Source organism: Variovorax sp. 20P10.2.4 (assembly GCF_058244205.1).
Genome location: NZ_JBZAYE010000069.1, coordinates 1 through 19806, shown reverse-complemented (window position 1 = coordinate 19806; position 19806 = coordinate 1). Strand labels below are relative to the sequence as shown.

20 protein-coding genes are annotated in these 19806 nt (G+C 68.3%); 15 read left to right on the top strand and 5 right to left on the bottom strand.

Features of this window, described 5'->3' with window-relative positions:
- The 4 genes from AC27VN_RS09740 to AC27VN_RS09725 all read right to left on the bottom strand — a co-directional run.
- On the bottom strand, window positions 1-767 hold a 767-nt coding region (locus AC27VN_RS09740; protein WP_490876433.1), incomplete at its 3' end, for an aldo/keto reductase.
- Window positions 768-772: 5 nt separating this feature from the next.
- Window positions 773-1621, bottom strand: a complete 849-nt coding sequence (locus AC27VN_RS09735) for a carbohydrate ABC transporter permease (protein WP_490876432.1) — start codon at window positions 1619-1621, stop codon at window positions 773-775.
- A complete protein-coding gene (locus AC27VN_RS09730; RefSeq protein WP_208513550.1) occupies window positions 1621-2475 on the bottom strand; it encodes a carbohydrate ABC transporter permease in 855 nt (284 codons plus the stop codon). Before AC27VN_RS09730 ends, AC27VN_RS09735 begins: the two co-directional genes overlap by 1 nt.
- A gap of 31 nt (window positions 2476-2506) precedes the next feature.
- Complete coding sequence (locus AC27VN_RS09725; RefSeq protein ID WP_490876431.1) at window positions 2507-3808, bottom strand: ABC transporter substrate-binding protein; 1302 nt, start codon at window positions 3806-3808, stop codon at window positions 2507-2509.
- A 142-nt stretch (window positions 3809-3950) separates the two neighbouring features.
- Here AC27VN_RS09725 and AC27VN_RS09720 point away from each other — a divergent pair, with 142 nt between their 5' ends.
- Entirely contained in the window at window positions 3951-4646 is a 696-nt protein-coding gene (locus tag AC27VN_RS09720) for a GntR family transcriptional regulator (protein ID WP_296783397.1), read from the top strand.
- A gap of 491 nt (window positions 4647-5137) precedes the next feature.
- Window positions 5138-5347, top strand: coding sequence for a hypothetical protein (locus tag AC27VN_RS09715; protein ID WP_490876430.1), 210 nt, complete (start codon window positions 5138-5140; stop codon window positions 5345-5347).
- 24 nt (window positions 5348-5371) lie between these two features.
- Here the strand turns inward: AC27VN_RS09715 and AC27VN_RS09710 are convergent, their stop codons facing one another.
- Entirely contained in the window at window positions 5372-6055 is a 684-nt protein-coding gene (locus AC27VN_RS09710) for a GntR family transcriptional regulator (RefSeq protein ID WP_093345670.1), read from the bottom strand.
- Window positions 6056-6149: 94 nt separating this feature from the next.
- Here AC27VN_RS09710 and AC27VN_RS09705 point away from each other — a divergent pair, with 94 nt between their 5' ends.
- From AC27VN_RS09705 to AC27VN_RS09645, 13 genes are all read left to right on the top strand, one after another.
- Window positions 6150-7223: a BMP family ABC transporter substrate-binding protein gene (locus AC27VN_RS09705; protein WP_490876429.1), complete on the top strand. Its 1074-nt coding sequence runs from the start codon at window positions 6150-6152 to the stop codon at window positions 7221-7223.
- A gap of 9 nt (window positions 7224-7232) precedes the next feature.
- Window positions 7233-7919: a Rieske 2Fe-2S domain-containing protein gene (locus AC27VN_RS09700; protein ID WP_490876428.1), complete on the top strand. Its 687-nt coding sequence runs from the start codon at window positions 7233-7235 to the stop codon at window positions 7917-7919.
- Window positions 7912-9726 carry a 2Fe-2S iron-sulfur cluster-binding protein gene (locus AC27VN_RS09695; RefSeq protein WP_490876427.1) on the top strand — a complete coding sequence of 605 codons (1815 nt, stop codon included), beginning with the start codon at window positions 7912-7914 and terminating at the stop codon, window positions 9724-9726. The genes AC27VN_RS09700 and AC27VN_RS09695 overlap by 8 nt, the downstream gene beginning before the upstream one ends.
- A gap of 9 nt (window positions 9727-9735) precedes the next feature.
- Window positions 9736-10380 (top strand): glutathione S-transferase family protein, encoded by a 645-nt coding sequence (locus AC27VN_RS09690; RefSeq protein ID WP_093345680.1) that lies wholly within the window; start codon window positions 9736-9738, stop codon window positions 10378-10380.
- A 136-nt stretch (window positions 10381-10516) separates the two neighbouring features.
- The gene (locus tag AC27VN_RS09685) at window positions 10517-11644 is read left to right on the top strand and encodes a Gfo/Idh/MocA family protein (RefSeq protein WP_490876426.1); all 1128 of its coding nucleotides are present in this window, start codon (window positions 10517-10519) and stop codon (window positions 11642-11644) included.
- Between the two features lie 49 nt (window positions 11645-11693).
- Window positions 11694-12605 (top strand): sugar phosphate isomerase/epimerase family protein, encoded by a 912-nt coding sequence (locus AC27VN_RS09680; RefSeq protein ID WP_490876425.1) that lies wholly within the window; start codon window positions 11694-11696, stop codon window positions 12603-12605.
- On the top strand, window positions 12602-13774 hold the full coding sequence (locus tag AC27VN_RS09675; protein WP_490876424.1) for an aldose 1-epimerase family protein: 1173 nt from the start codon (window positions 12602-12604) through the stop codon (window positions 13772-13774). Before AC27VN_RS09680 ends, AC27VN_RS09675 begins: the two co-directional genes overlap by 4 nt.
- 69 nt (window positions 13775-13843) lie before the next feature.
- Window positions 13844-14905, top strand: a complete 1062-nt coding sequence (locus AC27VN_RS09670; RefSeq protein WP_208513560.1) for a LacI family DNA-binding transcriptional regulator — start codon at window positions 13844-13846, stop codon at window positions 14903-14905.
- A 41-nt stretch (window positions 14906-14946) separates the two neighbouring features.
- Window positions 14947-15708 carry an SDR family NAD(P)-dependent oxidoreductase gene (locus AC27VN_RS09665; protein WP_490876423.1) on the top strand — a complete coding sequence of 254 codons (762 nt, stop codon included), beginning with the start codon at window positions 14947-14949 and terminating at the stop codon, window positions 15706-15708.
- 204 nt (window positions 15709-15912) lie between these two features.
- The gene (locus AC27VN_RS09660; RefSeq protein WP_490876422.1) at window positions 15913-17169 is read left to right on the top strand and encodes an ABC transporter substrate-binding protein; all 1257 of its coding nucleotides are present in this window, start codon (window positions 15913-15915) and stop codon (window positions 17167-17169) included.
- A 22-nt stretch (window positions 17170-17191) separates the two neighbouring features.
- The gene (locus AC27VN_RS09655; RefSeq protein ID WP_093345691.1) at window positions 17192-18142 is read left to right on the top strand and encodes a carbohydrate ABC transporter permease; all 951 of its coding nucleotides are present in this window, start codon (window positions 17192-17194) and stop codon (window positions 18140-18142) included.
- Window positions 18142-18972 (top strand): carbohydrate ABC transporter permease, encoded by an 831-nt coding sequence (locus tag AC27VN_RS09650; RefSeq protein WP_490876421.1) that lies wholly within the window; start codon window positions 18142-18144, stop codon window positions 18970-18972. Before AC27VN_RS09655 ends, AC27VN_RS09650 begins: the two co-directional genes overlap by 1 nt.
- Before the next feature lie 29 nt (window positions 18973-19001).
- Window positions 19002-19806, top strand: an 805-nt coding sequence (locus tag AC27VN_RS09645; protein WP_490876420.1) for an ABC transporter ATP-binding protein, incomplete at its 3' end; no start/stop codon positions are given.

Below are 19806 nucleotides of genomic sequence, written 5' to 3'. Positions count from 1 at the left end.
GTCCAGCGGATGGCGGCGCGTGCCACCGCGGCGCGGTCGTCGATGCCGGCGGCCGCGGCGATGCGGAACAGCTCGCCCTTCATGAAGACCTCGCGCACCACCACGCGCACGCCCATGGCCTGCGCAGCGGGAATCAGGCGCTCGAGGGCACCGTCGTCGGCCAGGTTGAAGTTGAGGTTCAGCGAGGCGAAGGCACCGGTCTCGAGCAGCGCGAGGTAGGTGGCCGCGCCCGAGAAGCTGTCGGCCGCGGCGCAGCGGATCAGCCCTTCCTGCTGGAGCGCGCGCACCGCTTGCGCGAGCTTGGCGGGAAAGGCGCGGTCCTGTTCGATGGCGTCCTTCAGGATGCCGAGATTGAGGATGTCGATGCGCTCGCGGCCCATCAGCGCGAGGATGCGCAGCACCTCTTCGCGCAGTTGCCCAGGCGCGACCATCCGGCGGTTGCCGGGGTCGTAGCCGTAGACCATGCCTTCGGGCCGGGTCTGCACCACGGCCGCTCCGGGCGGCGGCAGCTCGCGCAGGTTGCGGCCCAGCGCCTCCTTCTCCGAGTCCATGGTCACGTCGAAGCTGTCGATGCCCAGCGCGTAGGCACGCTCGAGCACCGACCGGCGCAGCGGCCCGCCGAAGTCCGGGAACAGGTGGCCGGGCGTGACCGCGAGGCGCAGGTCCTCGTTGAAGGCGCGCGAGCGGCCGTCGGGCAGGTACTCGTGCCCACCGAGCACGATGCGCGAAAGCCGCATGCCGCTGGCGCCCAGCGTGAAGTGGTCCATCGGCCTCATCCCTTCACGGCCGAGCCGGCCGAACTCTTGACCAGGTAGCGCTGCAGGAACACGTAGGCCACCGCGGGAATGGCGCAGCCGATGACGGTGGCGGCCATGATGTCGGACCACAGCACGCGGAACTGGCCCACCAGGTTGGTGATGCCCAGCGTCATCGTCTGCTTGCTGGGCTCGCTGATCAGGCACAGCGCCCACAGCAGGTCGCCCCAGGCCAGCAGGAAGGCGAACACCATGGTCGCCACCAGCCCGGGCAGGATGTTCGGCAGGATGCAGTGCCACAGGCATTGCAGGCGCGAGGCGCCGTCGATCTCGGCGGCCTGGTCGATCTCCAGCGGCACGCTGTCGATGTAGCCCTTGAGCATCCAGACCGAGAAAGGCAGCGTCAGCGTGGTCTGCGCGAGGATCAGCCCGAGGTGGGTGTTGTAGAGCCCCGCGAAGGACATCATCTTGAAGTAGGGCCCCACCAGCAGCACGCCCGGGATCACCTGGCTCGCGAGGAACATCACCATCATGGTGTCGCGCCCGCGGAAGCGGAAGCGCGAGAAGCCGTAGGCGCAGAACACGCCGATGGTGGCCGAGAGCAGGGCGGTGGCGCCCGACACCTGCAGGCTGTTGAGGAAGTAGCGCACCAGCCCTTCCTGCCCCCAGATGCGTGCGTAGGCGTCGACCGTGAACGACTGCGGCAGGATGGTGGCGGGAAAGCTCGTGACCTCGATGTCGGTCTTGAACGAGGACGACACCATCCAGAAGAAGGGCAGCAGGTTGTAGAGCGCCATCGCGGCCAGCGCCGCGTAGATGCCGAGCCAGCGCGCGAAGCCGCCGCCGCTCTCGTCGTGGGTGCGCATCACTTGTCCTCCTTGAGCGTGAGCCGCACGTAGGGCACCGCGAGCACCATCAGGATGGCCGCGAGCACGACCGCGATCGACGAGGCATAGGCGGTGTCGAAGAACTGGAAGTAGTTCTTGTAGACCTGCAGCGAGAGGTTCTGGGTGGCGTAGCCGGGGCCGCCGCCGGTCATGCCGTAGACCATGCCGAACAGCCGGCACTCCCAGATCGCGTCGAGCACGACGGCCAGCAGGATCATGGTGCGCAGGTTCGGCAGCGTGATGTGGCGGAACTTCTTCCAGGCGCCGGCGCCGTCGATCTCGGCCGCCTCGTACTGGTCGCGCGGTATCGCCTGCAGGCCGGCCAGCAGGATCAGCATCACGTAGGGATAGCCGCGCCAGGTCTCGGCCACGATCACCGACAGCAGCGACAGCGAGGGGTCGCCGAGCCAGTCGATCGGGCCGGGCAGGTCGAGCCGCTGCATCACGGCGTTGATGCCGCCGGTGAGCGTGTCGAAGATGAAGCGGAAGATCAGCCCGCCGATGACGTCGGGCATGGTCCACGGCAGGATCGCGATCACGCGGAACAGCCAGCGCGCCTTCATGTCGAGGTTGAGCAGCATCGCCACGCCCAGCCCCAGCACGAGGTGCAGGCTCACGACGGTGCCGACGAACAGCGCGGTGTTGAACAGGGTGCGCGCAAACTCGGCGTCGCCCAGCAGCCGCCGGTAGGCGCCCAGGCCCATCGGCGCGCTGCCGCCGGCGCCGAAGCTCTGGAACACCGAGGCGATGGCCGGGAACCCCAGGATCACCACCATCAGCACCACGGCGGGCATGACAAAGGCATAGCCCGCGCCGCGGGACTCGTCGGACATCGTCGGTTCCTTCGTTCGAACGCCGGGTGGCTTACTGCTTGAGCAGCGCTTCGATCTGCTGGTGGGCGTCGGCCAGCGCCTGCTCGCGCGGCTTCGAGCCCGCCACCGCGGCCTGCAGGTTCTGGCGGAAGATCTCCAGCGCCTGCGGCCACTTCGGCGTCTGCGGCAGGAAGGCGCCATGCGCGATCTCGGCCGCGACGATGCGCGCCGATTCGCTGTTGGCGATCTTGTCGTAGCCCTCGTTCACGCTCCTGCGCGACGACAGCATGTTGTTGTCGTCGAACCATTTCTTCATGCTCGCGCTGTCGGTCAGGTACTTCGCGAGCTTCCAGGCTTCCTCGGGATGCTTGCTGTTCTTGCCGACGAAGATCGACTTCTGGAACAGCGTGGTGCGCACCTGCTTGCTGCTGCCGGCCGGCTGCGGCATCGGCGCCATCGCCAGCACGTTCCAGCCGTCGAGCTGCGGGTTCATCGCGCTGGCCTCGGGGTAGCTCCAGGTGGTGCCGATCTTCATCGCCACGGTGCGGTTGGCCAGCAGCCGGCGCGAGCCGTTGGCGTCGACCTGCGCGGCGCCGGGCGGCACCGACTTGTCGACCAGGATCAGGTCGGCGATGAAGTTGAAGGCCGCCTTGGCCTCGGGCGTGTCGAGCGCCGAATGCTGGCCGTCGGGCGTGATGAAGTCGGCGCCGAAGCCGCGCAGGATCGACGACACGCGCAGGTCGAAGCCGGCCGGCGCGAGCACCACCGAGAAGCCCCAGCGGTCGATCGCCGAGCCGCCGGTCGACGAGCGCGTGAGCTTCTTCGCGGCGGCGCGGAACTCGTCCCAGGTCTTGGGCGGCCCGGCCACGCCGGCCTCGGCGAACAGCTTCTTGTTGTAGACCAGGGTCATCGCGACGGTGTTCATCGGGATGCCCCAGGTCTTGCCGGTGACGGTGACCGGCAGCAGCGAGTTCGGATAGAAGTCGGCCAGGAAGTTGCCGCCTTCCTTCTGGATGTAGGGCGTGAGGTCGCGCACCCAGCCCTCGGCGATGTACTGGCGTACCGGGTTGGCGTCGAGCGCGAACACGTCGGGGCCTTCGCCCGCGCGGATCGCGGTGCTGTACTTCACGTCGCGCTGCGCCAGCGGCACCGGCTCGCGCTTGACCTTGATGCCCGGGTTGGCCTTCTCGAAGGCGTCGATCACGCCGTTGAGCGACTTGCCCCAGACGTCCTGCGCGAGCTGCCAGTCCGAATAGGTGATCGTGACATCGGCATGCGCCGACATGGCCGCGGCCATGCCCGCACCCGCCACCATGGCCCGCAGCAGATGCGCGGCCCGCAGGGATAGCTTCATTTCTTGTCTCCGGTTTCCGAGGTTGTCGCTCATGACGCCTTCTGTGCGGCGTTCTGGGATACTAGTATACCAGTTGAGCCGGATCAAGTTCTTTCGCGATCGGCCGGCCCATAATCGGCCGCGATCCCACTTTCCGAACAAGATGAATGCGCCTTTGCTGAAGCCCGCGCTGAAGATGCCGCCGCGCGAAAGCACCAGCCAGCAGGTCTACGAACTGCTGCGCACCGCCATCGTCAATGCCACGCTGGCGCCGGGCCGCGCGATCTCGGAGATCGAGATGGCGAACCAGCTCGAGGTGAGCCGCACGCCGGTGCGCGAATCGTTCCGCCGGCTGGCCGCCGAGGGTTTCCTCAAGGTGGTGCCGCAGGTGGGCACCGTGGTCTCGAAGATGAGCCGGCGCGAGCTGATGGACGCGCTGTTCATCCGCGAGTCGATCGAATGCGCGGCCGCGCGCCTGGCCGTGAAGGCGCCGCTCGAGGAGCGCGAGGCGTTGCACCGACTGATGCTGCGCCAGCGCGCGGCGGTCGACCGCGGCGACATCGAGGAGGGCTTGAACAAGGACGAGGACCTGCACCGCGGGCTGATCGACCTGTCGGGCCATCCGCGCGCCTGGGAGCCGGTGCGCCAGGCGCGCGCTCACATGGAGCGCGTGCGCCGCATGGCGATTCCCGAGCTGCAGAGCAACATCAAGGCCGCCGAGCAGCACGAGCGCATCGCCGCGGCGCTGGTGGCGGCCGATACTGAGGTGCTGGTGAAGGAGCTGCAGGCGCACATCCGCCTGATCGAGGGCTTCATCGAGGGCATCTCGGCGCGCTATCCGGACTACTTCGAGGACTGAAGCGCGCCAATGAAACGCGCAAAAAAACACCCGCCGAAGCGGGTGTATCCCTTGCGGGCCCAGAGGGAGGTTCTTCTTGCTCTTCTTGGCACCCTGGTGCGTGACAGCGACGCCATGTTCGATGCGAAGCCGTAAGAGACGCGTCAGCCTTTGGGAGGCAGCGCGTGTAGGCCATTGCAAAAATCGTGAAGAATTGCTCAGAATTATTCATATGGGATGCCGAAAAGCCCGCCCTCCCATAGAAATGTCGGTGTCGTCTGACGTGAGATGACTGTTTCAGGCTCGAACATCCTTGTGTCCGGCCGTTCCTCCCTCGGCTGGGCGCCTAGTGTGTGACAGCAACTTAGGCTTCGCGCCCGGCCTCGTGCCGGGCGCTTTTCTTTGTGCCGCCCGATCCGGCCCCGAGTCCACGTAAAGCTTGTGTGAAATCACGCCAATAAGAATCATTCTTATTAAAATGATTTCAATAGTGTTACAGCCGAGGATCAGGCATGGACAAGTTCATGGCACGTGCCGAGTGCGAATGGCTCGCACAGTTTTTTCCGGATCCGGGGACGGACACCGCGCCAGCACCGCCGAGCCAGCGCGGGAACGTCCCTCCCAAGCAAGAGGCCGCCACAAGCCGCGCGCCCTGGCATCGGGCGATCCGATCGTCGGTCGCGCGCGTGCTGCGCCCCGGCGCGCCCAAGGCCGGCGCCTGAGCCGGTGCCGGCCTGGCGCTGAGCTCAGCGCCGGCGCAAGGCCCGGCTCAGATGCGGGTCTGCTTCCTCGTCATCGGGCGCATCCGCCCCCAGGCTGACTTCCACCGTGTGGAGGTGGCTGCGCAATAGCGCCAGCGCTTCCTCGGTCGATCCGCTCTCGATCAGGGCGATCAATTGCGCATGCTCGTCCTGCAGGCACTCGGTGTGCTTGTCGTATTCGTGCTGGTAGAGCAGCAGGATCAGCGCGATCCGTCCGACCAGTTGATCGAGCGTCTGCGCGAGCAGGTCGTTGCCCGCGAGCCGCGCGAGCAGCACGTGGAATCCCGCGCCGAGCCGGCGCACCTCCTCCATGTCGTTGCCCACGCGCGCCGCGCGCTCCTGCTTGACGTGCGCGCGCAGCGCCGCCAGGTCCTTCTTGCTATGGGCCTGCGACAGCTTCTCCAGTGAGTGGCGCTCGATCGCCCAGCGCAGGTCGAAGGTGTCGCGCGCTTCCTTGGGCGTGGGCTTGGCCACCGAGGCGATCTTGCCGGGCGTGAGATCCACCAGCCCCTCGCGCGCCAGGCTCTGGAGCGCCTGTCGCACCACCGTGCGACTCACGCCGTAGAGCTTGCCCAGGCTCACTTCGCGCAGCTGCGTACCCGGCAGCAGGCGATGGGCGGCGACGGCTTCCCGGATGCTGTCGCTGATCTCTTCGTTCTTGGTAGACATGGTCCGGGATTGTAATTAGACTGAATCGGTATACCGATATAGAGTACCGACTCAGAATTCAGAACGCCCCACCCACCCTCGAGGACAACGCCCCATGATCGAATTTCGCCCGGCTGTCACAGCCTTCGCGGCCTTCTTCTGCGCCACAACCGCATTCGCGGCCGAGCCGCTGCAGATCGGCTTCGTCTATCAGAGCCCCGTCTCCGACGTCGGCTGGGTGGCCGTGCACGAAAGCGCGCGCAAGCAGCTCGAGAAGGAATTCGGCAACCGCATCAAGACCCAGGTGGTGCAGGACGTGAAGGCCGGCCCCGACGGCGCGCGCGTGATCCGCGAGCTGGTCGGCAACGGGGCAGGGCTGATGGTGCTCGGCAGCTTCGGCTACATGAACGACGGCCTGAAGGCGGCCGCCGAGAACCCCAAGGTCAACTTCGTCCACGCCAGCGGCTTCAGGCAGGCCACCAACTTCGGCACCTACAACGCGCGCTGGTACGAGGCCGCCTATGTGGCGGGCCTGGTGGCGGGCAAGGTCACGAAGTCGAACAAGCTCGGCTACGTCGGCGCGCTGCCGATCCCCGACGTGGTCTCGACCATCAATGCCTTCGCGCTCGGCGCGCAGAAGAGCAATCCCGCCGCCAAGGTGTCGGTGGTCTGGGTCAACGAGTGGTTCAACCCCGGCAGCGAGCGCGACGCCGCCAACACCCTGATGCAGCAGGGCGCCGACGTGATCGGCTCCGGCTTCCAGGACAACCCGGCCGTGCTGCAGGCGGCCGAGGCCAAGGGCGTCTGGTCGATCGGCATGTTCTCCGACCATCGCAAGTCCGCGCCGCAGAAGCTGCTGACCTCGCTCACGCACGACTGGACGCCCTACCTGCGCCAAGCCGTGCAGGACACGCTCGATGGCAGGTTCAAGGGCACGGCCTATGCCGCGACCCTGGCCAACGGCGGCGTGAACCTCGCGGACTGGAACCCCGGCGTGCCGGCCGACGTGGTCCAGATGGCGAAGCAGGCGCGCGCCGACATCGTGGCCGGCAAGCTCAAGGTCTTCGCCGGCCCGCTCAAGGACAACACGGGCAAGCAGCGCGCGGCGCCGGGTGCCGCGCTGCCCGATTCGGACATCGCCGGCATGAACTGGTTCGCCGAGGGCATCCAGGGCGCGATCCCGCGCTGAGGCCCGGCCATGAACCAGACCGCAGACACGGCGGCGGCAAGCTTCGCCGACTGGTTTCCCGTGGAGTTCTCGCGCAACCTGCTGCCGGGACAGGTGCTGCAGTCCACGCTGCTCGGCCATGAGCTGGCCCTCTGGCGATCGGCCTCGGGCGCGATGGAGGTGTGGGAGAACCGCTGTCCGCACCGCAGTGTGCGGCTCAGCCTCGGCTTCGTCGTCGGAGAAGAACTGGTCTGCCGCTACCACGGCTGGCGCTATGGCCGCGACGGCCATTGCGTGTCGGTGCCCTCGTCACCAAAGGACGCGAGCCCGCCGGCCGCCTGCGCGCGCACCTACCTCAGCCGCGAGAGCGACGGCATCGTCTGGGCCAGCCTCGCGCGCATGCCGGCCGGCTATCCGCCGCGCCTTGGCGAGGGCCTCGTGCCGTCGCGCAGCTTCACGGTCGATCTCGATGCCGGCACCCTCGTGCCGCGGATCGAACGCGCGGGCTGGTTGCAGGGGCAGAGCGCCTGCGTCTGGCAGGAAGGTGCGTTGGCCCTGCTGATCCAGCCACTGCTGCCCGGCACCTCGATCGTCCACCTGCTCGTCGCGCGCGGCGCATCGAGCCTCGACAAGCAACGGGCCATCGCAAGCATCAAGACGCATATCGCGCAGTGGACGGCCGAGGCCTCAGCCCCCAAGGAGATCGAACATGCCTGACACCATCGATCCCGCGATCGCGGCCGACTGGCTCGCCATCGGCGACAGCCTGGGCCTCGCGCCCGGCACGGGCCGGCGCACGCGCCTGCTGGGCCACGACCTTCACGTGCGCCGCCAGCCCGATGGCGTGCTCGATGCCTGGTTCGCTGCCGAACCCGCGAGGCCTTGCCATGCCGCCGACCACTGCGGCTTCATCCTGCTGTGCCTCGGCGACGAGCCCAGGCCACTGTTCGAACTGACGGCCTTCGCGAACCCCGCGCGCCGCTTCCTCTACATGGGCGGCTTCGGCATCCACAGCGGCCCGCTGCGGGTGGTGGAGAACTTCCTCGACATGGCGCACTTCCCCTTCGTCCATGCCCACATCCTCGGATCGGAAGAGGCGACCGAAGTGCGCGGCTACGAGGTCGAGCTAGACGCCCGTCAGGAACTCTGGGCCCGCGACTGCAAGTTCATCCAGCCGCTGGCCTCGGCGGATGCAAAGGGCGGAGCGGACGTCGACTACGTCTACCGCGTCGTCAATCCGTTTTCGCCGATGCTCTACAAGCATCCGGCGGGCCGCTCGGCCGAGCTCGCCGACATCATCTTCCTGTTCATCCAGCCCACCGACGAAGAGCGCTGCATCGCGCACTTCGCGATCAGCCTGTTCGATGTCGAAAGCTCGAGTGGCGAAATCATGGCCTTCCAGCAGAACATCCTCGGGCAGGACAAGCCGATCCTCGAGAACCACGTCCACAAGAAGCTGCCGCTCGATCCGCGCATAGAAGTGCCTTCGCGCGCCGATGCGGCCTCGAGCACCTTTCGCCGCTGGCTGCGCGACATCCATCTGCGCTGGGGCATCGAAGCGCAGAGCACCGAGCCAAGGCCGCGGCTCAGCGTGGAGGTGGCGGGAAAAAGAACCGTGGCGCAGGACATCGTCGAGTTCAGGCTGCGCTCGCCGCGCCGCGGACCGTTGCCGAGCGCCACCGCGGGCTCGCACCTCGACGTGCACCTGCCGAACGGCCAGATCCGCCAGTACTCGGTCTGCGGCCAGGACGACGAGGGCTACACCATCGCCGTCAAGCGCGAGGCCGATTCGCGCGGCGGTTCCATCGCCTTGCACGAGTCGGTGCAGGCCGGCATGCAGCTCGAGATCGGACTGCCCAAGAACAACTTCCGGCTCGACCCGCGCATCGAACACGCGGTGCTGATCGCGGGCGGCATCGGCATCACGCCGATCCTCGCGATGGCGCGCGATCTCGCGGCGAGGGGAAAGCCGCCAGCCCTTCATTACGTCTGCCGCTCGGCCGAGCATGCGGCCTACCGCACCGAGCTCGAGGCGCTGCTGGGCGCGAACCTGCATCTGCACCTGGGCCTGTCGCCGCAACAGACCGAAGACCGGATACGGCAGGCACTGCAAGCCGGTGGCGACGCGCATGCCTTCGCCTGCGGGCCCACACCGCTGATGCAGTGCATCGAGCGCGTCGCGGCAGAACTCCATTGGCCCGCCGATCGCGTGCACTTCGAATACTTCCGGCGCACCACGCCTGTCGAGGCCTGCGGCCCCGCCTTCACCGTCGAACTCGCGCGCAGCGGCCGCCGCGTGCAGGTTGCGAGCGACACCACCATCGTCGAAGCACTGCGCGCCATCGACATCCACCTCGACACCAGCTGCGAACAGGGCGTCTGCGGCACCTGCCTGTGCACCGTCATCGACGGCCAGCCCGACCATCGCGACCAGTACCTGAGCACGGGCGAGAAGGCGTCCCACATGCAGATGCTGCCTTGCGTCTCGCGGTCGCGTTCGGCGACGCTGGTGCTCGATCTCTGAGGGCTGGCGATGATCAAGCTCTACAACGAACAGATGTCCGGCAACTGCTACAAGCTGCGGCTCTTCATGGCGCTGCTCGGCATCGCCCATGAGCGCGTGCCGGTCAACTTCCATCCCGGACGCGAACACAAGCAGGCCGAATTCCTCGCGCTCAATCCCTTCGGCCAGTTGCCGGTGATCGACGACGACGGCTTCGTGCTGCGCGACGCGCAGGCCATCCTCGTCTACCTCGCGAGCATCCACGACAGCATGGGCACCTGGTTCCCCGCCGATCCGCAGCGTCGCGCCCAGGTCATGCTGTGGCTCACCGTGGCCGAGGACATCACGCGCAGTGCCTCGGCCGCGCGCCTGCACGATGCCTTCGGCTATGACTTCGACGCACCGGCCTGCCGCGCGGCCGCGCACAAGCTGTTCGCGCACATCGAAGACCACCTGGGCGACCGCGAGGCCGCGGGCGAGGGCTGGCTGGTCGGCGCCACGCCCACGCTCGCCGACATCGCCTGCTTCCCCTACATCGCGCTCGCGCCCGAGGGCGGCATCGCATTGACGCGCTATCCCGCGCTCAGGCGCTGGATCGCACGCGTAAAGTCGATTCCCGGCTTCATCGGCATGCCCGGCATCTTCGCGCTCGGCATCGACGCCGAAGCCTCCTGATGCGTCGCGGGATGCCCCGCTGATTCGCCTCAAAAAACCTCATCCCGGTCGATTGGTCCGGGTCGCCGCGTCCCTTAACCTCGGTCGCGAGGCAGCAAAGCACTGCCTCGATTCGACCCAGGACAGGAGACAAGCCATGACCCCAACGAGCGCGACCGCCGCGCCGGCCGCCGATGCACGCGGCTTCGAATCCGACGCGCCGATCCGTTGCCGCGATTTCCGCATCGGTGCCATCGGCGCCGGCTTCATCATGGCGGACGTGCAGCTCGCGGCCTACCGCGAGGCCGGCTTCCCCGTGGTGGCGATCGCCTCGCGCACCCGTTCCAAGGCAGCCGATGTGGCGCAGCGCTGGAATATCCCCACGGTGCACGACACGCCCGAGGCGTTGATCCGCGACCCGCAGGTGCAGATCGTCGACATCGCCTTTCCGCCCGACCGCCAGCCCGAGCTGATCCGCCTCGCGCTCGCGCAGCCGCACGTGAAGGCGGTGCTCGCGCAGAAGCCGCTGGCGCTCGACCTCGACACGGCGCGCGCGCTGGCCGAGGAGGCGCGCGCGGCCGGCAAGCCGCTGTCGGTGAACCAGAACATGCGCTTCGACCAGTCGATGCGCGTGCTCAAGCAACTGCTCGACCGCGGCGAACTCGGCATGCCGGTGCTCGCCACCATCGAGATGCGCGCCATCCCGCACTGGCAGGAGTTCCTGCGCGGCTACGGCCGCCTCACGCTGGCCAACATGAGCGTGCATCACCTCGACGTGCTGCGCTTCCTGTTCGGCGAGCCCGAGGACATCTACACCGCCGCGCGGCCCGATCCGCGCACCGGCTTCGAACACAGCGACGGCATCGTCTGCTCGACCCTGCGCTTTCGCAGCGGCGTGATGGCGCTCAGCATGGAGGACGTCTGGACCGGCCCGCACGGCGAGGGCTTCGATGCCGGCATCTTCATCAAGTGGCGCGTCGAGGGCACCGAGGGCGTGGCCGAAGGCACGATCGGCTGGCCTGACTATCCCGAAGGCAGCCCGAGCACGCTGCGCTACAGCTCGCGCCACGGCACGGGCGGCCAATGGGTCGAACCGAGCTGGTCCACGCGCTGGTTCCCGCAGGCCTTCGCGGGCGTGATGGAACAGCTGCAATGGGCGCTCGCCCAGGGCGAGGCGCCGCTGCTCGACGTCGCCGACAACGTGAAGACCATGGCGCTGGTCGAGGCCGGCTACCGCTCGCTCGCCGAGCGGCGCGCCGTGCCGCTGGCCGAGTTCGGCGTTTGAGCCGCGCGCTTTCCCCGCATCCCCACCCACAACCCATCGGAGACAACCCATGATCCAAGTCGGCATCTTCAGCGGCTACTTCCCCTACGCCCTCGAGGAGTCCGCGCGCCGCATCAAGGCGCAGGGCTTCAACACCGTGCAGCTCGACCTCGCGTTCAAGGACATCGACTTCTCCACGCCCGAGGCCATCACGCGCGAGAAGTGCCACCGCGTGCGCGACACCTTCCGCCGCCACGACCTGCCGATCAGCTGCATGTCGGCGTACACGAACATCGTTCACCCCGACGCCGGCGAGCGCAAGCGCCGCAACGACTACCTCAAGGCCACCTTGCGCCATGCGCGCGACTGCGGCACGCCCTACGTCATCAGCGAGACCGGCACCGTCAACCCCGACAGCGACTGGTCCTCGCATCCCGACAACAAGAGCGAGCGCGCCTATGCCGACTGCGTGAAGGTGGTGCGCGAGCTCGCGCAGGAGGCGCACGACCACGGCGCGGTGTTCCTGGTCGAGACCTACGTCAACAACATCATCGGTTCGGTCGAGGAGACGCTGCGCCTCTTCGCCGACGTCAACCATCCGGGCCTGGGCCTGCTGATGGACCCGACCAACTATTTCGAGACCCACAACATCGACCGCATGGACCAGGTGCTGAACCAGATGTTCGACGCGCTCGGCGACAAGGTCCGCATCGCGCATGCCAAGGACGTGAAGCGCGCCGCGGGCGACGACAAGAGCGAGAAGTTCGCCGACATCGACGCCTCCGAAGCGCACCAGTTCCGCGGCGTGGGCGAGATCGAGCTGCCGGCGCCGGGCCTGGGCGCGCTGAACTACGACCTCTACCTCAAGCGCCTGTCGCAGCACCACCCCAACATCCCGATCATCATCGAGCACCTCGACGAATCGGACGTGCCGCGCGCCAAGCGCTTCCTCGACGACAAGCTGCTGGAGGCCGGCGCGTGATCCAGCTCCACGGCCGCCACTGGACCCGGCGCGCGCTGCGCGAACACGCGGGCACGCTCGCGCAGTTCGCGGGCGTGCGGCTGGTGACGCTGGGCGACGGCGTGGAACGCGGCATCCGCTGCCTCGAGTTCCGCACCGGCACCGGCTTCGCGTTCCAGGTGCTGGTCGACCGCGCGATGGACGTGGGCGCCTGCGAATACCGCGGCGCGGCCATCGGCTGGCAATCGCCCACGGGCTTCCGGCATCCGGGGCTGCACGAGAACGCTGACGAGGGCGGCCTCGGCTGGCTGCGTTCCTTCTCGGGCCTGCTCGTGACTTGCGGCCTCGACCACACGCTGTTCATGGACAGCGACCCGGCCGGCCACTACCACTACACGCCGCGCAAGAGCGTCGACAGCGGCCTGCACGGCCGCATCGCGAACATTCCGGCGCGGCTCACCGGCTATGGCGAGCGCTGGGAGGGCGACGACTGCATCCTCTGGTGCGAGGGTGTGGTGCAGCAGTCGGCCGTGTTCGGCGAGGACCTGCACCTGGTGCGGCGCATCGAGGCGCGCGTGGGCGAGCACGGCTTCACGCTGCACGACCGCGTGGTCAACCACGGCTTCTACCGCACGCCGCACATGTTCTGCTACCACATCAACGCGGGCCATCCGGTGCTCGACGAGGGCAGCCGCTACATCGCGCCGATCCGCCACACGCCGTGGGCCGCGCATGCCGACGCACTGCGCAAGCAATCGGTGGGTTACCGCACCCAGCCCGGACCGCAAGCCGACTTCCACGAGCAGGTCTACGAGCATGCGATGGCGGCCGATGAGCAAGGGCGCATCCCGGTCGCGCTGGTCAACGAGGGCTTCGACGGCGGCCATGGCATCGGCCTCGCGGTCGAGGTCAACCGCGACGAGTTCCCGTGCCAGTTCCAGTGGCAGAACTACCAGCGCGGCCAGTACGCGATGGGCATCGAGCCAAGCACCAACCACGTGCTGGGCAAGCCCTTCGCGCGCGAGCGCGGCGAGCTGATCTGGCTCGAGCACGGCGACGAGCGCCGCTACACCACGCGCTTCTCGGTGCTCGACGGGCGCGGCGAGATCGCGGCCTTCGAGGAGCGCGTGCGCGCCATCTGCGCGCAGCCCGCCGACGAATACCCGGCCATCACCGGCCGCTGGGACTGAGGCGCGAAGATGGGCGAGCCGGTGCGGACATCGCGGCAGGGCGTCTCGTTGCGCGGAATACTCGGCAACATGAAGACGAAGACATCGACGCCCCCCGCCGAGGCCCCCGGCCGCTCGCGACTGGCCGACGTCGCGCGCGTGGCCGGCGTTTCCAAGGCCACGGCCGACCGCGCGCTGCATGCGCGCAAGGGCGTGCGCTCGGCCACGGTGCAGCGCGTGGTGCGCGCGGCTGCCCAGCTGGGCTATCTGCCCGACGAGAGCCTGCACCAGGTGCTGCGCCCGAGGCCGATGGAGCTGATCTTCCTGCTGCCGGCCGGCACCAACCAGTTCATCCGCATGCTCGGCGACTACGTCGGCATCGTCGAGAAGCAGCTCGAGCCCTTCAACGTGCGCTGCCGCCGCGTCGAGATCGAGGGCTTCGATGCCGAGGTGCTGGCCGCGCGGCTGCTGCGCCATGGCCGGCAATGCGACGGCATCGCCTTCGTGCCGCTCGAGCATCCGGCCGTGCGCGAGGCTGTCGCCACGCTGGCCGACCAGGGCGTGCACCTGCTCACGCTGCTGTCGGATCTGCCGGGCTCGCGGCGCGCCGCCTATGTGGGCATCGACAACCACGCGGCCGGCCGCACCGCGGGCTACCTCATGGGCCGCATGCTCGACCGCAAGTCGGGCAAGGTCGGCCTGATCGCGGGCAGCCTCAGCTACCGCGGCCACGAGGAGCGCGAGGTCGGCTTCCTGCAGGTGCTGGCCGAGCAGTTCCCGGGGCTGCGCGTGGTGGGCCTGCGCGAGGGCCACGACGACGTGGCGCAGAACTACCGCCAGGCGCGCACCTTGCTGCGCCAGCATGCCGACCTGGTGGCGCTCTACAACATCGGCGGCGCCTCCGAAGGCATCGGCCGCGCGCTCAAGGAGGCGGGCCTGGACCGCAAGGTGGTCTTCATCGGCCACGAGATCACGCCTGACACCCGCGCCATGCTGATCGACGGCACGCTCGACGCGGCCATCAACCAGAACCCGCAGACCGAGGTGATGAACTGCGTGCGCATCTTCGCCAACCTGCGCGCGGGGCGCGATGCGCTCGCGGGCGTGGAGCCGGTGCGCGCCGGCATCGCGGTGCGCGAGAACCTGCCCTGATCCCACTTTTCCTCACACGACTTCAGAGACACGACACGACCATGGACATGACAGGCAAGAAGGTGCTGGTGACCGGCGCCGCCGGCGGACTCGGCACCAGCATCTGCTGGGCTTTCGCGCGCGCGGGCGCGCAGGTGCTGGCGCTGGACATCGATCCGGCCAAGGGCGAGCGCCTGGTCGCGGCCGGGGAGGGCGAGGGCGCCGAGGTGCGCGCGCGGCTGCGCTTCGTGCAGGGCGACCTCGCCGATCTCGGCGCGCTCGCGGCGCAGCTGGCCGCGCTCTTCGAGGCCCAGGGCGGCATCGACGTGCTGATCAACAACGCCGCCATCTATCCCTCGCGCAGCATCGAGGAGTTCAGCATCGAGGAGCATCGCCGCGTGCAGGGCGTGAACGTCGATGCGGCGCTGGTCTGCGTGCAGGCCGCGCTGCCGCACATGAAGCGCCAGCGCTTCGGCCGCATCGTCAACGTCGTCAGCATCACGATGTACGGCGGCTGGCCGCTGCTGCTGCCCTACGTCACCTCCAAGGGCGCGCTGCTGGGCATGACGCGCGCGATGGCGCGCGAGCTCGGGCCGCACGGCATCACGGTCAACGCGGTGTCGCCGGGCGCCTTTCCGACCGATGCCGAGAAGATCCATCCCGACCCCGAGGGCTACGAGCGCTTCGTGCTCGAGCACCAGTCGGTCAAGCGCCGCGGGGCGCCCGACGACATCGCGAACGCGATGTTGTTCTTCGCGAGCGAGGGCAGCGGCTTCATCACCGGCCAGACGCTCAACGTCGATGGCGGCTGGGTGATGCAGTAGCCGCCGAAGCTCCGGCCCCTCCGCTCCACGCCTCCATCACCAGCTAGGGAAATCCCGTGATCGCAGCCACGGGCTGCAACGCTAAAGTCGTACTTGTTAGCGCTAACAGTTAGCGCTAATAACCTCGCCAACAGCAGCGCGACGGCTTCGGCCGGACGCCTCGAATCCCACGGCAGGGCCTGCCGTCACCGGAGACAGACACACATGAAGCAACGCCTTTTCACCGGCCGCCGCGCGGCCCTCGCCGCGATCGCCATCGCTCCGGCCCTGCAGCTGCTCGCCGCGGGCAGCGCCCAGGCGCAGGCCGCCGGCAAGCAGGTCGTGACCTTCGCCGCATCGAGCTTCGCCGAGCCCGGCCGCGGCGAGAAGATGCGCGCCTGGATCGGCAAGTTCAACCAGAGCCAGGACAAGGTCGAGATCCAGCCCGTCACGATCCCGTTCTCGTCCTTCGCGAGCACCGTCTTCACGCAGATGGGCGGCAATGCCGGCCCCGACCTCGTGCGCTTCGACCTGCCCGAGTTCTACGCCGCGGTCGATGCCAAGCGCCTCGTGCCCATCGACGACGTGATCGCCGACGGCGCCTTCCCGCTCACGGGTCCCGACAAGTACATGAAGATCGGCGGCAAGCGCTACGGCGTGGTGTTCGAGGTCAGCAACTACGCGATGGTCTACAACAAGGCGCTGCTCAAGGGCACGCCACCTTCGAACTTCGACGAGTTCCTGGCCGCCGCCAAGGCCGCGACCGCCGCCGGCAACTACGGCTATGCCTACCGCGCCACCATGGCCGAGCGCGGCGGCTTCTGGTATGACCTGTGCAACTACGTCTACGGCTTCGGCGGCCGCTGGTCCGACGAGCAGGGCAACCCGACCATCAACAGCGCCAAGGTGATCGAGGGCGTGGCGGCCTACAAGAAGGTCTACGACGCCGGTGCGATCCCCAAGGGCGCCGATGCCGCCACCTACCGGCGCATGTTCGCCGAGGGCAAGATCGCGATGCAGGTCGACAACGGCGGCGTGGCCGCCAACCTCGCGACCCAGGCCAAGGGCTTCGAGTTCGGTGCCGCGCCCTCGCCGTTTCCCACCAAGGCGCAGGGCATGATCCTGGCGCCGATCAGCATCAACGCCAACAGCAAGAACAAGGCCGCCGCCGGTGCCTTCCTGCAGTGGATGCTGACGCCCGAGGCGCAGCGCGAGCTGCAGCTGATCCACGGCGCCTCGAGCGTCGCGATCGCCGTGCCGCGTTCGGCCGAGGAGGTCGCCAAGTGGCCCTGGATCTCGGTCTACGACCAGCAGACCGCCAACAGCGTGCCCGCGCTGCCGCAGGGCCTCGAGGTCAAGGCGCCCGAGATCCAGCAGATCGTGATCGAGCAGGTCATCAAGGTGCTGCAGGGTGGCGTCGATCCCGCCAAGGCGATGAACGACGCGCAGCAGACCGTGCTGAGCCGCGTGCTCAAGCGCTGAACCCGCGCCACATCCCGTGACGATGAACGCCACGCTGTCCTCCGCCGCCGCGGTGGCCCGCCGCGAGGGTGCGCGCCGCCGCGCGCGCCTCGACGGCCATCCGCTCGCGCCCTATGCGCTGGTGCTGCCGGCCACGCTCTACCTGCTCGTGTTCCAGGGCTATCCGCTGTTGCGCGAACTGGTGCTGAGCTTCACCTCGACCTCGCTGCTCGCGGCTTCGCAGGGCGAATGGGTCGGGCTGCAGAACTACGCCGACCTCTGGAACGATCCCGACTTCCACCGCGTGATCTTCACCACGCTGCTCTACACCGTGGCCTGCGTGGCCTCGGCGATCGGGCTGGGCCTGGCCTCGGCGCTGCTGCTCGACGCGCCGTTCCGCGGCCGCGGCATCGCGCGCGCCGCCGTCACCATCCCGTGGGCCGCGCCGCCGGTCGCGGTGGCGCTGATCTTCATCTGGATCTACAACGCCCAGTACGGCGTGTTCGGCCACACGCTGCGCTTCTTCGGCATTGCCGCAGGCAGCGAGAACTGGCTCGACAGCATGCAGCACGCCATGCCCGCGGTGCTGATCACCACCATCTGGCAGATCTTCCCGTTCGCCTCGGTGGTGCTGCTGGCGGCGCTGCAGGGCGTGCCTTCCGAGTTGCGCGAGGCGGCCGTGATGGACGGCGCCGACCGGCTCAGCGTGTTCAAGGCCGTGGTGTGGCCCACCATCCGGCCCTCGGTCGCGCTGCTGGCGCTGTTCTCCACCATCTGGTCGCTGCGCCGCTTCGACCTGATCTGGCTGCTCACGCAGGGCGGGCCGGTGGGCGCCACCAACACGCTGGTGATCGACCTCTACCGGCGTGCCTTCGTCAACCACCACCTGGGCCAGGCCGCGGCCGTCGGCATGGTGGGCGTGGCGATCGCGCTGGCCGTGACGCTGGTGTACTTCCGCTACACCGCGCGCGCCGAACGCGAAGGAGAGCGCTGATGCACGCCGCCATGAGCCGACAGGCGCTGCGCATGCTCGCGGTGCTGGTGCTGCTGGGCGCCGCGGCCTTCCCCATCTACTGGATGCTGGTGACCTCGCTCACGCCGACCGAGGCGCTGTTCGCCGACCGGCCGCAGCTGCTGCCGTCGCTGGGGCAACTGCCGGTGTACGCGAGCGTGTTCGCCATCAAGCCGGTGGCGAGCTGGCTCTTCAACAGCGCCTGCGTCGCGGTCGGCATCACGGTGCTGAGCATCGCGCTGGCGGTGTTCCCAGCCTATGCGCTGTCGCGCTTCCGCTTCGGCGGCAAGGGCGCGATCGGCTTCGGCCTGTTCGCCACCCAGATGCTGCCCGAGGCGATGCTGGTGGTGCCGCTGTACGCGATCTTCGCGCAGATGCAGCTGCTCAACACCCTGAGCGGCCTGATCCTCGCGAACACCGCCTTCACCGTGCCGGTGATCACCTGGATCCTCAAGGGCGCCATCGACGGCGTGCCGATCGAGGTCGAGGAGGCCGCGCGCGTCGACGGCTGCTCGCGCATCGGCATCGTGCTGGGCGTGGTGGTGCCGCTGATCGCGCCCACGCTGGCCGCGGCCGCGGTGATCTCCTTCTTCCATGGCTGGAACGAGTACGTGTTCGCGCAGACGCTGATCACCGAGGAGCGGCTGCACACGGCCTCCGTCGGCCTGGCCGGCTTCATCGGCGAGCTCAGCACGCCGCTCGATGCCGTGATGGCGGTGGGCGTGATGTACACGCTGCCGGCCGTCGTCTTCTACCTGATCGTGCAGCGCCACGTCGTTTCCGGCATGACCGCCGGCAGCGTCAAAGGCTGACCCCGAACCATCGAACCGAACACACAGCCATGGCTTCCATCAAGCTCCAGGACATCACCAAGAACTTCGCCGACAAGCATGTCGTCAAGGGCGTGTCGATCGACGTGCCCGACGGCGAATTCCTCGTGCTGCTCGGCCCCTCCGGTTGCGGCAAGTCGACCCTGCTGCGCATGCTCGCCGGGCTCGAGAGCATCAGCGGCGGCGAGATCCACATCAACGAGCGCCGCGTCGACGAGCTGCCGCCGACCGAACGCGACATCGCCTTCGTGTTCCAGTCCTATGCGCTCTATCCGCACATGACGGTGCGGCGCAACATCGCCTTTCCGCTGATCATGCGGCAGCACCGCTGGTGGTTCCACATCCCGCTGCTCGGCGGCATGGCCAAGCGGCGCATCGAGCGCTCGCCGGCCGTCTCGCAGCTGGTGGAGCGCACCGCGCGCACGCTGGCACTGACCGACTGGCTCGACAAGTACCCGCGCACGCTCTCGGGCGGCCAGCGCCAGCGCGTGGCCCTGGGCCGCGCGATGGTGCGCGAGCCGCAGGTGTTTCTGATGGACGAGCCGCTGTCGAACCTCGACGCCAAGCTGCGCACCACCATGCGCGCCGAGATCTCGAAGCTGCACCAGCGTGTGGGCGGCACCTTCGTCTACGTCACGCACGACCAGGTCGAGGCGATGACCATGGGCACGCGCATCGCGCTGCTCAAGGACGGCGTGGTGCAGCAGTTCGGCAGCCCGCGCGAGATCTACGAGGCGCCGGCCAACCTCTACGTGGCGCGCTTCATCGGCACGCCGCCGATGAACCTGCTGCAGGCCACGGTGAACGCCGACGGCA